At 63.4% G+C, this 13,311-nt stretch carries 17 protein-coding genes; 7 read left to right on the forward strand and 10 right to left on the reverse strand.

Going from position 1 to position 13,311, the window contains the following annotated elements; all coding sequences use genetic code 11:
* Window positions 1-57 precede the first annotated feature (57 nt).
* A complete protein-coding gene (ykgO, locus tag X750_RS141460) occupies window positions 58-183 on the reverse strand; it encodes a type B 50S ribosomal protein L36 (RefSeq protein WP_006327841.1) in 126 nt (41 codons plus the stop codon).
* Window positions 184-425: 242 nt separating this feature from the next.
* Here ykgO and X750_RS141455 point away from each other — a divergent pair, with 242 nt between their 5' ends.
* Window positions 426-854 (forward strand): lysozyme inhibitor LprI family protein, encoded by a 429-nt coding sequence (locus X750_RS141455; RefSeq protein WP_023706265.1) that lies wholly within the window; start codon window positions 426-428, stop codon window positions 852-854.
* Between the two features lie 38 nt (window positions 855-892).
* Here the strand turns inward: X750_RS141455 and X750_RS141450 are convergent, their stop codons facing one another.
* The 8 genes from X750_RS141450 to X750_RS141415 form a co-directional block, all read right to left on the reverse strand.
* Window positions 893-1,969 (reverse strand): 5-(carboxyamino)imidazole ribonucleotide synthase, encoded by a 1,077-nt coding sequence (locus tag X750_RS141450; RefSeq protein ID WP_023733032.1) that lies wholly within the window; start codon window positions 1,967-1,969, stop codon window positions 893-895.
* The gene (gene purE / locus X750_RS141445) at window positions 1,966-2,463 is read right to left on the reverse strand and encodes a 5-(carboxyamino)imidazole ribonucleotide mutase (protein ID WP_023706267.1); all 498 of its coding nucleotides are present in this window, start codon (window positions 2,461-2,463) and stop codon (window positions 1,966-1,968) included. Before purE ends, X750_RS141450 begins: the two co-directional genes overlap by 4 nt.
* 74 nt (window positions 2,464-2,537) lie before the next feature.
* Window positions 2,538-3,743, reverse strand: coding sequence for an aminotransferase class V-fold PLP-dependent enzyme (locus tag X750_RS141440; protein ID WP_031200643.1), 1,206 nt, complete (start codon window positions 3,741-3,743; stop codon window positions 2,538-2,540).
* A gap of 20 nt (window positions 3,744-3,763) precedes the next feature.
* On the reverse strand, window positions 3,764-4,225 hold the full coding sequence (locus X750_RS141435; RefSeq protein ID WP_023673109.1) for a RidA family protein: 462 nt from the start codon (window positions 4,223-4,225) through the stop codon (window positions 3,764-3,766).
* Between the two features lie 117 nt (window positions 4,226-4,342).
* Window positions 4,343-5,137 carry an amino acid ABC transporter ATP-binding protein gene (locus tag X750_RS141430; RefSeq protein WP_023673108.1) on the reverse strand — a complete coding sequence of 265 codons (795 nt, stop codon included), beginning with the start codon at window positions 5,135-5,137 and terminating at the stop codon, window positions 4,343-4,345.
* Window positions 5,138-5,141: 4 nt separating this feature from the next.
* Window positions 5,142-5,792, reverse strand: a complete 651-nt coding sequence (locus X750_RS141425; protein ID WP_023684027.1) for an amino acid ABC transporter permease — start codon at window positions 5,790-5,792, stop codon at window positions 5,142-5,144.
* Between the two features lies 1 nt (window position 5,793).
* Complete coding sequence (locus X750_RS141420) at window positions 5,794-6,459, reverse strand: amino acid ABC transporter permease (RefSeq protein ID WP_023693641.1); 666 nt, start codon at window positions 6,457-6,459, stop codon at window positions 5,794-5,796.
* 69 nt (window positions 6,460-6,528) lie between these two features.
* A complete protein-coding gene (locus X750_RS141415; RefSeq protein WP_023673105.1) occupies window positions 6,529-7,359 on the reverse strand; it encodes a transporter substrate-binding domain-containing protein in 831 nt (276 codons plus the stop codon).
* Between the two features lie 156 nt (window positions 7,360-7,515).
* On the opposite strand from X750_RS141415, the gene X750_RS141410 reads away from it, so the two are divergent.
* Window positions 7,516-8,331, forward strand: coding sequence for an IclR family transcriptional regulator (locus tag X750_RS141410; protein WP_023684025.1), 816 nt, complete (start codon window positions 7,516-7,518; stop codon window positions 8,329-8,331).
* A 24-nt stretch (window positions 8,332-8,355) separates the two neighbouring features.
* On the opposite strand, the gene X750_RS141405 is transcribed toward X750_RS141410, so the two are convergent.
* On the reverse strand, window positions 8,356-8,559 hold the full coding sequence (locus X750_RS141405) for a YdcH family protein (RefSeq protein WP_023673103.1): 204 nt from the start codon (window positions 8,557-8,559) through the stop codon (window positions 8,356-8,358).
* A gap of 239 nt (window positions 8,560-8,798) precedes the next feature.
* Between X750_RS141405 and X750_RS141400 the strand changes: the two genes are divergently transcribed.
* From X750_RS141400 to X750_RS0133505, 5 genes are all read left to right on the forward strand, one after another.
* Window positions 8,799-8,978: a YdcH family protein gene (locus X750_RS141400; protein ID WP_023684024.1), complete on the forward strand. Its 180-nt coding sequence runs from the start codon at window positions 8,799-8,801 to the stop codon at window positions 8,976-8,978.
* A 287-nt stretch (window positions 8,979-9,265) separates the two neighbouring features.
* Window positions 9,266-10,519 (forward strand): flavodoxin-dependent (E)-4-hydroxy-3-methylbut-2-enyl-diphosphate synthase, encoded by a 1,254-nt coding sequence (gene ispG, locus X750_RS141395; protein WP_023684023.1) that lies wholly within the window; start codon window positions 9,266-9,268, stop codon window positions 10,517-10,519.
* A 3-nt stretch (window positions 10,520-10,522) separates the two neighbouring features.
* Window positions 10,523-11,380 (forward strand): lytic transglycosylase domain-containing protein, encoded by an 858-nt coding sequence (locus tag X750_RS141390; RefSeq protein ID WP_023748319.1) that lies wholly within the window; start codon window positions 10,523-10,525, stop codon window positions 11,378-11,380.
* Between the two features lie 14 nt (window positions 11,381-11,394).
* On the forward strand, window positions 11,395-11,946 hold the full coding sequence (locus tag X750_RS141385; protein WP_023684021.1) for a chloramphenicol phosphotransferase: 552 nt from the start codon (window positions 11,395-11,397) through the stop codon (window positions 11,944-11,946).
* A gap of 172 nt (window positions 11,947-12,118) precedes the next feature.
* Complete coding sequence (locus X750_RS0133505; RefSeq protein WP_031196079.1) at window positions 12,119-13,249, forward strand: sterol desaturase family protein; 1,131 nt, start codon at window positions 12,119-12,121, stop codon at window positions 13,247-13,249.
* The last annotated feature ends 62 nt before the right edge of the window (window positions 13,250-13,311 follow it).

A 13,311-nucleotide genomic window follows, 5' to 3' on the forward strand; every position in this document is an offset into this window, starting at 1 on the left:
CTGGAACCAGGCAATTACCATCGTATGGACGGAGGCAACGAGCCTCCGGCCGAACACTCAGCCCTGGCGCGCCTTGTAGCGTGGAGCGGTCTTGTTGATGATGTAGACGCGGCCCTTGCGGCGAACCAGCTGGTTGTCGCGGTGACGCGCCTTCAGCGCCTTGAGCGAATTCTTGATCTTCATGGTCTTGCCCGTCGGTCTGGGCCCTGTCCGGGCCGAATTATTAAGGCGCGCCTGAAAAGCGCGCCTTTGAACTTGCGGTGGCTCATAAACGAGGAGCCTTGCCCGTGTCAACCGCAAGCGTGCTGGATAGAGGCCGAGAATGGCTTTGGCCATCAAATATCCGCCATCTCGGCTCCACGCCATTGCGCGGCCGAAGGCGGGCTGGAATGGTGCGGCACCCGCAAGCCGATTTGGAGACCTCTATGCGCCTGTTGTTTGTGTCCGCGAGCCTTGCCGTTCTGGCAGCCGCCTCCATCGCGCAGGCGCAGGAATGCGACCGCAACGACGACAGCCAGCAGATGATGAACATCTGCGCCGGCGAGGACTATCGGGCGGCCGATGCCAAGCTCAACCAGGCCTACAAGGATCTCGTCGGTCGCAACGACGACAAGGGCAGGAAGCTGCTGCAGGTCGCGCAACGCGCCTGGATCGCCTTCCGCGACGCCGAATGCGGCTATACGACGACAGACAGCGAGGGCGGCTCCATCCATCCGATGGAGGTTTCACAATGCCTGACCGAACTGACGGACCAGCGCATCAAACAGCTCACCGCGGGCGCCAATTGTAGGGAAGGCGATGCGAGTTGCGCCAGCCCCGACGAGGACGGAGATCTGAACGACGAGCTGCAATAGGGCTCGAGCCACGCCCTCGCGCAAAGTGCCGGAATGGCTTAGCTACGGCGGCTGATGCGCGTGAAATGGCCCATCTTGCGGCCTGGGCGCGCTTCCGCCTTGCCGTAGAGATGCAGCATCAGATCGGGCTCGGCGAGCAAAGCGGGTACGCGCAGCACATCGTCGCCGATCAGGTTTTCCATGACGCAGTTTGAATGCCGGCCAGGGTTGCCCAGCGGCAGGCCGGCAATGGCGCGGATATGCTGCTCGAATTGCGAAACGATGCAGGCGGCTTCCGTCCAGTGGCCGGAATTGTGCACGCGCGGCGCCATTTCGTTGGCCAGCAGCGTGCCATCGGCAAGAACGAAGAACTCGACGCCGATGACGCCGACATAGTCGAGGGCCGACAGGATTTTCGCTGCCGACCCCTGTGCCGTCGCCGCCGTCTCCAGCCTGATCTGGGCCGGCAGGGTCGAGGTATGCAGGATGCCGTCGCGGTGGACGTTCTCAGCCGGATCGTAGGCGGCGACCGCGCCGTCCAACCCGCGCGCGGCGATGACCGAGATTTCGCGCTCGAAAGCGACGAAGGATTCGAGGATCAGCGGCACATTGCCCATGGTCTCGCATGTGCCGGCAAAGCCGCCCGTCTCCATGTTGCGGAAGACGCGCTGGCCCTTGCCGTCATAGCCCATGCGGCGGGTTTTCAAGATGCCGCTGCCACCGAACTCTCTCAGCGCCGCCGTCAGTTCGTCGTCATTGTCGACGGAGCGGAAATCCGCTGTCCTGATGCCGATGCTGTTAAGGAATAGCTTCTCCGCCACCCGGTCCTGGGCGACTTCCAACGCCCTGGGCGGCGGATAGACCGGGACCTTGGCGGCGAGCGCGCCGGCAGCCGCTACCGGCACATTCTCGAATTCGTAGGTGACGACGGCGCTGACTGCCGCCAGTTCGGCAAGGGCGTCCGCATCGTCATAGGCGGCGGTGATCTGGCGGTTGGCGACCTGAGCCGCCGGGCAATCGGCCTGCGGTTCGAGGATAATTGTGCGGTAGCCGAGGCGCGCTGCGGCAACAGCCAGCATGCGGCCGAGCTGGCCGCCGCCGATGATGCCGATGCTCGATCCCGCGGGCAGGCTCACGGCGCGTCCGTCGGTTCGGTGGCGACCCTGGCGGTTTGGGCGGTGCGCCAGGCATCCAGGCGGGCGGCAAGTTCTTCGTCGTGTAGCGCCAGCACGGCGGCCGCCAGAAGGGCGGCGTTGGCCGCACCCGCCTTACCGATGGCAAGCGTGCCGACCGGAATGCCGGCCGGCATCTGGACGATGGAGAGCAGCGAATCCTGGCCTGACAGCGCCTTCGATTCGACCGGCACGCCGAACACCGGCAGCGGCGTCATCGCCGCCGTCATGCCGGGCAGGTGGGCGGCGCCGCCGGCGCCGGCGATGATCACCTTGTAGCCGGCCGCCTTGGCGCCTTTGGCGAAATCATAGAGGCGGTCCGGGGTGCGGTGGGCGGAGACGATCAGCCGCTTGTGCGGAATGCCCAGCGCCTCCAGCGTTTCGGCGGCGTGGCGCATCGTCGCCCAGTCGGACTGGCTGCCCATGATGATGGCGACGTCGGCGCGGTGGTCGGTCAAGCGCATGCTCCCGGCGGTAAAGGCGCGCCTTAGCGGAATTCGGGCTGGCCCGCAAGGATGGCGGCCGCCGCAGCCTAGTCCGGCCAGCGCAGGGCGCCGGATGAATCCTTTCGCGGCTGTCTCATCGCATCCGCCGGCCTGTCGGCCGCGGTGAGCACGGCGCGGAGGCGTTCGGCGACGATCTCGGCCTCGCCTGGGTGCAGGTTGCACGGGTCGAGGAAGAAATGGCCACGCTCGACCTCGTGGTTGCGCACGATGATGGGCGGCGATCCTGCCGCCAATGCCGAGGCGAGGCCGGCGGCATTGAAGCGACTTTCGGACGAGACGAAGATCTGCAGCCGGTCAAGTGGATTGGCGGTCGGGTCGGGAATGATGTTTGCGACGATGCCGGGTATTCCCTGCAGCGAATCCCTCCATAGATTGAGCGCCGCTTCCTCGCGTCGGCGGATGCCGGCATGGTCGCGCTTTTCCCAGGCTTCGAGCGCCGCCATCGTGCCGGCGATGCTTTCCTTGCCGACCTTCATGGCGCGGGCGACGCCACGGTTTTGCAGATAGGCGGCGCGGACGAGATCCTTGCGGCCGGCGACGATGCCGCTGGTCGGCCCCGAAAGGAATTTGTGGCCGCTGTAGACGACGATGTCGGCGCCGCGCGCCAGGAAGCTGCGCAGGTCATATTCGGAAGCCGCGTCGACGATCACCGGCACGCCCCTGGCGTGGCAGATATCGCAGAATTCCTCGAGGGAAAGCATGCCGTATTGCACGGTGTGGTGCGCCACGACGTAGAGCGCCGCCACGGTGCGCTCGTTGATAGCCTCGCGCACATGATAATCCTGCGTGACGCTGACCGTGCCGGCCGGAATGACCTTGGCGCCGGCAACGCGGATCGACTGGTCGATCGGTGCGCCGTAATTGACGATATGGCCAAGCTGGATGACGACTTCGGACTTCAGGCCTTCGGTGTCGTCGGGCAGCCGTTCGATCGCCAGCAAATTGGTGCCGGTCATTGCCCCGGCGATCGCCATTGTGATGCCTGAGGCGCAGCAGGCGGTGATGAAGCCGGCCTCGCCGCCGGTGAGGCGGGCGGTGATCACGCTTGCGGCGCGCTGCAGATCGTCCATCTCCACCCATTGCGAGGCGATCTCGGCCATGGCGCTGATCGCCTCGGGAACGATGATCGAGGCGCCGAGCGTCGTCATCGTGCCGGAGACGTTGATGATCGGCCGCAGTCCCAGCCGTTCACGGATCGTGGTGTTGGAGCCGGTGTCGGAATAGGTTTTCATGTTCAGCAATCCCTTGACGGTCAGGCGGCGATCTCGACGACCGCTTCGATTTCGACGGTGATGTTTCCAGGCAGCGAGCCGACCCCGATCGCCGAGCGGGCATGGCCGCCGATCTTGTCGAAGACGCTGGCGAACAGGTCCGAGCAGCCATTGACCACTTTCGGGTGGTCGCTGAAGGTCGGCGTCGCATTGACGAAGCCGAGCAATTTGACGACGCGCACGATGCGGCCGAGATCGCCGGCGGCGGCGTGCATGACGGCGAGCAGGTTGAGGCCGGTGAGGCGGGCATGCTCATAGGCCTGCTCGACGGTGACGTCCTCGCCGACCTTGCCGGTGCACAGCGTGCCGTCGGCGCGCAACGGCCCTTGACCCGAAAGAAAGATCAGCCGGCCGCTTTCCGCATGGGTGACGAAATTGGCGATCGGCGTCGGCGGCTCGGGCAGCGTCAGGCCGAGTTCGGCGAGCCGGATGTAAGGCGTCATGGAAGAATTCTCCTTGGGCCGGCCTGTTGTTTTACGCAATTCCCAGGGGAAAGCGCTTCGCGCTTTTCCCGGGAAAACCGCTTACACTTCTCCTGGAATTGCTTTGGGCCGCCCATGTCAGAAATGGGAGGCGCGGAAGCGCGCCAGGAAAGAGCGGAGGCGCTCATTGGTGGTCTCTTCGGCAAGGATCTCCTTCGGCGGGCCAACAGCGCTGACACCGCCATCGGCCATGAAGACAATGCGGCTCGAAGCGTCGCGGGCGAAGGCCATCTCGTGCGTGACCATCACCATGGTCATGCCGTCTTCGGCCAGGCTGCGCACAACGGCCAGCACCTCGCCGACCAATTCGGGATCGAGCGCGGAGGTGATCTCGTCGAGCAGCAGGATCTTCGGCTCCATGGCGACTGCCCGCGCTATGCCGACGCGCTGCTGCTGGCCCCCGGAGAGTTCCGCCGGCAGGCTGTCGGCCTTGTGGGCCAGGCCGACGCGGCTCAGCCAATGCTCGGCGATCTGGCGCGCCTCGGCCTTGCTCTTGCCGCGCACCTTGGTGAGGCCGAGCATGATGTTGCCGGCGGCGGTGAGGTGCGGAAACAGGTTGAAGCTCTGGAACACCATGCCGGTTTCGGCGCGCATATTGGCAAGGTCGCGCTCGCTGCGCCGCTGGCGCGCGCCGGCCTCACGAAAACCGACCTCCTTGCCGTCGATTCGGATCGAGCCTGAGTCGTAGCTTTCGAGAAAGTTGACGCAGCGCAGCAGGGTGGTCTTGCCGCTGCCGGAAGGGCCGATGACGGTGACCACCTCGCCCCTGTCCACCTTGAGGCTGACCGAGCGAAGCACCTCGACCGAACCAAAGGCTTTCGAGACCCCGGCAATGTCGAGAAGGGCAGCATTGTCGTTCGAGCTTGTGGCCATCGTGCTAGTCCCGGATGAAGGCAAAGCGCCGTTCCAGCCGCCGGCTGGCGTAGGAAAGCGCATAGTTGACGGCGAAATAGATCAAGGCGCCGAGGATGTAGAGCGGCATCGCCTCATAGGTGCGGCCGATGACCTGGTTGATCGCCTGCATCAGGTCGGTGATGCCGAGCAGCGAGACCAGGGCGCTGCCCTTGACCGCATCGGTGACGCCGTTGATCCAGGGCGGCAGGAAGCGCCGGAAGGCCTGCGGAAAGATGACGTAGGTGAGCCGCTGGCGAAAAGTCAGCCCAATGGCCATCGCCGCTTCTGACTGGCCCTTGGGAATAGAGCCGACGGCGCCCCGGAGATACTCAATGACCTGCGCCGTCTTGAACAAGGTCAGCGCCAGCACCGCCGCCGAGAAGGATTGCAGATGCAGGCCGATGGCCGGCAGGCCGTAATAGACGAAGAACATCAGCACCAGGATCGGGATGCCGCGGATGGTGTCGGAGAAGATGCGCACGGCCCAGCGCAGCGGCGCCGGGCCGTAGACCAGGCCGACGCCGAGCGCGACGCCGGCAATCAGCGACAGCACCACGACCAGCAGCGACACCCACAAAGTGATGGCGAAGCCCTGGGCGAGGAACGGTACGGCGTAGAGGATCTGGCTCAGCATGTCAGCGCGCAGCCCTGAACCGGCGTTCGACCAGCCGCAGCCCGAAGAGCAGGGTGTAACCGGTCACCAGGTACATCGCCGTCGTCACCAGATAGACCTCGACAATGCGGAAGGTGTTGAAGTTGATCCACTGGGCGCCGAAGGTGAGCTCGGGCACCGAGATGACCGATGCGATGGACGTGTCCTTGAACAGCGAGATGAAGGTGTTGGACAGCGCCGGCAGCGTGATGCGCAGCATGGTCGGCAGGCGCACATGAACCAGCCGCTGCCAGGGCGTCAGGCCGATGGCTTTGCCGGCATCGAGCTGGCCGCGCGGCACGGCTTCCAGGCCGGAGCGGAACACCTCGACCAGATAGGCGCCGCTATAGACCGACAGCGTCAGCACGAACGAGGTCGGCGCGTCGTAGGCGACGTCGATCACCGTCGGCAGGCCGTAGAAGACAAGATAGACGAGCAGGATCAGCGGCACGTTGCGGATGAATTCGACGTAAGCCGCAATGATGGCGCGCACCACGCGTCCGGCCGAGACATACCAGACCGCCAGCACCAGGCCGATGACGACGCCGATGGCAATCGAAATCACGGCAAGCTCGAGGCTGAGCAGAAGGCCGCCCCACAGCTTGTCGAAATGGCGCCAGATCAGGTTGAAGTTGAGCGTATAGCCCATGCGTCTCCCGCAATAACCAAGGGGATGCGAACTAGAAGGCGGAAGGGCTAACCCTTCCGCCAGCACTTGTCAGACAACCGGGAAACCGGGATGGCGGGCCGGCGGCTCTTGGCCGAAATAGTCCTTGAAGGCGGCGTCGTAGAGTGCGGTCTCATGGCCGAACATGGCGATGGTGAAGGTCTGGTTGACGAAGGTCAGCCAGTCCAGGTCGCCCTGCCTGACCGCCGCGCCGTAGAGCATCGAGTACCAGCTCTTGCCGGCATCGAAATATTTGTCGGGGTTGCGCGAGGCCAGCCAGCGCACGGTTGAAAGATCGACAGCGGCGGCATCGGCGCGTTTCGATTCCAGTGCCTGCAGCACATTGGCCTGGGTGTCGATCTGCAGCACCTGCGCCTCCGGCAGGGCGTAATGGACCGAGCTTTCGGCATCGACATTCTGCAGGATCGAGATGCGCGTCGCCGAACCACCGGCGAGCAGCTTGTCGAAGGTCTTGTTTTCCGCCGTCGGCAGCGTCAGCAGGGCGACGCCCTCGACATAGTATGGCCTGGAGAAGTGGATCAGCTGCGAGCGCTGCGCGGTCATGGTCATGAACTGGATGGTAATGTCGACCTTGTTGGTGGTGACATTGGGGATGCGCTGCGCCGGATCCTGCATGACGAACTCGACCTTGCTCGGATCGTCGAACAGACCCTTGGCCAGGATGCGGCCCATGGTGATGTCCATGCCGACCAGCTCGCCGGCATCGTTTTCGAAATGCCATGGCGCGTTGGTGCTGCCGGTGCCGACGATCAGCTTGCCGCGGTCAAGCGCGGTGCGCAGAACGCTGTCGGATGCGGCTTGTGCCGCCGCCTTTTCGGCGCTGACAGCGGTCATCACGCCCGCCGTTGCAAGCCCGGCCATGCCCAGTTTCAGAAAATCTCGCTTGGATGCGTCGTTCACTGCGACCTCCTGTTGTTTGAGTTCCCCTTACAGACACACGTGTCGCCGACCTGAATTGTCTCTTACAATAGACACATGTATCCTGTACAAGACAGATACTAACATCAGGAATCAGTTATGCAAGACAGCAATGGACTCACGGATCGGGCGGAGCTTGGTCCAGCCGAGAGCCCGACGCCCGACAAGACCTCCGGCTCGCGCGAGAAGGGCCTCAACCGGGTGCTGGAGATCCTGGACTTCCTGCATGTTACGCAGCGCGCCATCGGCATTGGCGATCTCGCCAAGGGGGTGAATGCGCCGCGCTCCACCACCTATACGCTGGTGCGTTCGCTGGTCGATGCGGGTCTCCTGGAGATGGAGGGCGACGGCAACCGGGTCTATTTCGGCAAGAAGCTCTACCTCTATGGGATGGACTATGTCAGGGGCAACGACCTGCTTAGGCGGGGCCGGCAGGAGGTCGACAATCTGTCGCGCGAGACCGGCGAGACCTCCGAATTGTGCATGCTGCAAAGCGGGCGCTATACCATCGTCCATTCCAGCCCCGGCACCAGGCCGTTCCGCATCAGCTCGGCCACCGGCCTGCAGATCCCGCTGCCATGGACGGCATCGGGGCGGCTGCTTCTGGCCGGATTGGAAAGGGCCGCCATCCAGGACATGGTCTCGGAAGACGACCTTTTGCTGCCCGACGGCCGCAGGCTGCAGTTCGACGACTTCATCGCCGATATCGCGACGGCCAGAACGACCGGCTATTGCATCACTTCGGGGCTGGTCGACGCCTACACCAAATGCCTGGCCGCCCCTGTCTTCGCGGCCGCCGGCAAGGTCGAGGCGACGATGTGCCTGGTGGTGCCGATCGACACTTCAGCGGAGAAGACCGACGAATTGCTGACGTTGCTGCGCCATCGCGCGGCGCGGCTGTCGATAGCGGGGTGAGCAGTTAGGCCCCGAGGCCGTCGGCTAAGCGATGATGTCCGGAATGATCTTGTCTTCCAGCGCCATCAGCCGGTCCTTGAGGAAAAGCTTCTTCTTTTTCATGCGCTGGATCTGCAAGGGGTCGCAGCCCATGGCGATCATCGCATTGATGGCCGCGTCGAAATCGGCATGCTCCTGCTTCAGGCGGGAAAATTCGAGGCGGACATCGGCCTTTTCCTGGTCGGACATTCTCTACCGTCTGCATGTCTGCGGCGCCCGGCAATGGGCATGATTGGGCGGGGGCGGCATCAATTGCCGCCGGCGCGCAGCCAATATCACATATCACATTGTCGTGGAATGCTACCACGCAGCATTCGACATCGCAGCCGGATGGTGGCAGACTGTCATGGTGCCGTCACAGATGCGACCTGCGGTGGACGTGCCTTTGACGGCTGCAATCGAGGAAACCATGAAAGGGAGAACCAATCATGTCTCTTGCATCCCATCTTGATGAGTTGCAGCGGAAACACGGTGATATCGAACGCGAGATCGACGATGCGATGAACCATCCATCGGTCGACGACCTCGAAATCGTGAATCTGAAGCGACGCAAGCTGGCACTCAAGGACGAGATTGAAAAACTGAAGGCGAAACCGACGAGACACTGACGCCCTTCCAGGATTAGACGCGCCGCCTTGGCGCGTGACTATCGCTCCGGTGGCGACATGCCGCCGGAGGCCTGTTTTTGCTACTGGTTCCGATACTGTTGGCCGGCGAAACCCGTCTGTGGGATCGCCGCGCTACTGCGATTTGGCGGCTCTGCTTGTCTGTCGCCATTGACAAGCCATCTTTGCTCCTCCACCTCATGCCCGAACCTCAGCGCTATGCGCTGATAGCTGTTTGAGCGTGCGTCGACGTGGACGTATGTCGCTCGGGTGATCAAGAGGCTGCCGGCATGACCGGGTATTTTTCCTCCCCCTTTGCGCGCCGGACATCGGTCGGCGTCGATGTCGGCGGCGTGGTCGTCGGCGGCGGCGCGCCGGTCGTCGTGCAGTCGATGACCAACACCGACACGGCCGATATCGACCAGACCGTCGCGCAGGTTGCGGCTTTGCATCGCGCCGGCTCCGAGATCGTGCGCATCACCGTCGATCGTGACGAGAGCGCTGCCGCCGTGCCGCGCATCCGCGAACGGCTCGAGCGGCTCGGCATCAACGTGCCGCTGGTCGGCGACTTCCACTATATCGGCCACAAGCTGCTGGCCGACCATCCGGACTGCGCCGAGGCGCTGGCCAAATACCGCATCAATCCCGGCAATGTCGGCTTCAAGGACAAGAGGGACCGCCAGTTCGCGGCGATCGTCGAAATGGCGATCAGGCATGACAAGCCGGTGCGCATCGGCGTCAATTGGGGGTCGCTCGATCAGGAGTTGCTCACCCGGCTGATGGACGAGAACCAGCGCCAAGGCTTCCCGCTGACGGCGCAGGAAGTAACCCGCGAGGCGATCGTGCAGTCGGCGATCCTGTCGGCCGAAATGGCTGAAGAGATAGGCCTCGCCCGCGAAAAGATCATCCTGTCGGCCAAGGTCAGCGGCGTGCAGGATTTGATCGCCGTCTACACCGAGCTTGCCACGCGTTCCAACCATGCGCTGCATCTCGGCCTCACCGAAGCCGGCATGGGCTCCAAGGGCATCGTCGCCTCGTCAGCGGCCATGGGCATCCTCTTGCAGCAAGGCATTGGCGACACCATCCGCATCTCGCTGACGCCGGAGCCGAATGGCGATCGCACTCGCGAGGTGCAGGTCTCGCAGGAACTGCTGCAGACCATGGGCTTCCGTCAGTTCGTGCCGATCGTCGCCGCTTGCCCCGGCTGCGGCCGCACGACATCCACCGTGTTCCAGGAACTCGCCCAGAACATCCAGGCCGATTTGCGCAAGAACATGCCGGTCTGGCGGGAGAAATATCCCGGCGTCGAGAACCTCAAGGTCGCGGTGATGGGCTGCATCGTCAACGGCCCCGGCGAATCCAAGCACGCCGATATCGGCATCTCGCTGCCCGGCACCGGCGAGACGCCGACCGCGCCCGTCTTCGTCGATGGCAAGAAGTCGGCGACGCTGCGCGGTCCGTCGATCGCCGCCGATTTCGAAAAAATGGTTGCCGACTATATCGAGCAGCGGTTTGGCCAGCACGGCAAGGCTGCGGCCGAATAAGCCATGCGGGGGCTGCTCAAAGCCGGTGTGATCCTGCTCTGCGGGCTGGGTGCCGGACAGGCGCTCGCCGATCCACCGCAATCGCGCTCGGCGGCGAAACGATTGATCGGCCGTGTCTGTGACCTGATCGAGACGCATGCCGAGCGGAACGGCCTGCCGAAGGATTACTTCGCCCGGCTGATCTGGAAGGAAAGCCGCTTCGACCCCAATGCGGTGAGCCCGGTCGGTGCCGAAGGCATCGCCCAGTTCATGCCGGGCACCGCCAAGATGCGCGGGCTGGCCGATCCTTTCGACATCGACCAGGCGATCCCGGCTTCGGCGAAATATCTCGCCGAAATGAAGACCGGCTTCGGCAATCTCGGCCTGGCGGCGGCTGCCTACAATGCCGGCGAGAGCCGCGTTTCGCGCTGGCTGGATTCCGGCGGTTTCCTGCCGATGGAGACCGAGAGCTACGTCTTCGACATCATGGGCGAACCGGCCGACAAGTTTTCCGACAGCGCTTACGCCGGGACGGTCGAGCCGCTCGACGCGAAAACCAGCTTTCCCGTCGCCTGCCGCAAGCTGCCGGTGATCATGTCCAGAACCGTGGCGATGGCCTCGATCACTGTGAAGCCATGGGGCGTCCAGGTGGCCGGCAATTTCCGCAGGGGCGCGGCGATCAATCAGTGGCTGCGGGTCAGGAGCCGGTTTCCGGCGCTGCTTTCCGGTCGTGACCCGGTGGTCAGCCGGGTGCGCACGCCGATCGGCCGACGCGGCATCTACGCCGTCAGGATCGGCGTCGACGACCGTGCCGCCGCCAACGTCATCTGCCAGAAACTGCAAAGCGTCGGGGGCGCCTGTATCGTCGTGCGCAACCGATAGGCCGAGGGGGCGACATGACGGCCAAAATCGTCCTGCTTAATGGCGTCGGCAGCGCCGGCAAAAGCTCGATCGCCAGGGCGCTGCAAACAATCGCCACCGAGCCCTTCCTGCATGTCCAGATGGATGCTTTCATCGACATGCTGCCGCCGGCGCTGCAGGATCATGCCGACGGGTTTTCCTTTGAGACCGTGCTGGAAGACGGCAAGCCGTCGGTGGTGATCAGGAGCGGGCCGGTCGGCGCGCGAGCCATGCGCGGCATGCGCCATGCCATCGCCGCCATGGCCGGGCAAGGCAACAATCTCATTGTCGACGACGTGATCTTCAATGACGAGATAGCGGAGCACCGCATGCTGCTGTCGGGTTTCGACCTGCATCTGGTCGGCGTCATGGCGCCGCTGGAGGTGCTGGGAGCGCGCGAGGCCGCGCGCGCCGACAGGCTGCCTGGCCTGGCGCGCTGGCAATATGGACGCGTCCACAACGGCATAGACTACGACCTCGAAGTCGACACCAGCCGGCTGACGCCGCTTGAATGCGCCCGTCGCATCCAGGAAAGATTCCGACTATAGTGGCCGGTGTTCTTTTGTTGCAATCATAGCTCTTCCAATCGCCCGAAAGCGATAGTCACCCGTCATGTGCAGGGTCGTGGCGATTAAATATTAATGAGCCCTGCTGTAGCAAAAGAGGTCGATATCTCGACGAGAGCTTTTGCGATCGTCAAAAAGGCGGGGCATGGGGGCGGTGGCAAATTTCCTTAGACGCGTTGTAAGTGAACTTGAAACGCCGCGCGCCAAACGGCCGTTCGGTTCTGGCTGGCTGTCCGGCTCGATTGGCTTGCTTGCCGGGGTCACCGCCCTGCTGATGGTCATCGTGCTGCGCTACCCGTCGCTTACATCGATGCCGGATCTGGCCCCCATCCACCAGATGCTGTTCTTCAAGCCGGTGCTCTATTTCGTCCTCATCTCCGGCTATATCCTGGCGATCCTCAGCATGACGCTGCGCAGGCAAAAGACGCTCGGCGCGGCAGCGATGTTCACTGTGCTGCTGGCGTCGCTGGTCGGCATGCTTCCGGTGCGCCATCAACTGCACATCGAAGGGGTGTTCTTCGGGCTTGATTTCTTCATCCTGAACGCCCTGTTCATGGGTGTGCTGTTCGTTCCGCTCGAACGTCTTTTCGCGCGCAACAAGGATCAGACCGTGTTCCGCGACGAATGGCGCGAGGACCTGTTCTACTATCTGGTCTCATCGCTGCTGGTGCAGATTTTGACCTACCTGACCTTGGCGCCGTCCAACTTCGTCAATGCGCAGGGCGCCCTTGGTTCGGTGCGCGCCTGGGTCCACGACTTGCCGTGGCTGGTGCAACTGCTGGCGGCAATGTTCCTGACCGACCTTGCCCAGTATTGGGTGCATCGGGCCTTTCATCGCATTCCCTGGCTGTGGAAGTTCCATGCCGTGCACCATTCCGCCAAGTCGATGGACTGGATTGCCGGTGCGCGCATGCATTTCCTGGAAATCATCGTGCTGCGCAGCCTGACGGCCACCCCGATGTTCGTGCTGGGGTTCGATGAATCGGCTATCCAGACGTATATATTGATCGTCTACGTCTATTCGTCTTTCATCCATTCCAACATCGGAACCAGTTTCGGTCCAGTCGAAAAGGTGCTGGTGTCGCCGCGTTACCACCACTGGCATCACGGCCTCGAGAAAGAAGCGATCGACGTAAACTTCGCCATCCATTTCCCGCTGCTCGACCGGCTGTTCGGTACCCACCATATGCCCGAAGGGCGCTGGCCGAACGGCTACGGCATTCACGGACATCCCGTTCCGAACGGATACTGGCAGCAATTCCTCTATCCCTTCCGGCGCGGCTAGACTGGAGTCCTTCGCGAAGCGCGCGTGTCACCGCGCCTGGCGAGGTTAGCCCAATCCATGAC

The organism is Mesorhizobium sp. LNJC391B00, from assembly GCF_000502535.1.
GTDB lineage: Bacteria > Pseudomonadota > Alphaproteobacteria > Rhizobiales > Rhizobiaceae > Mesorhizobium.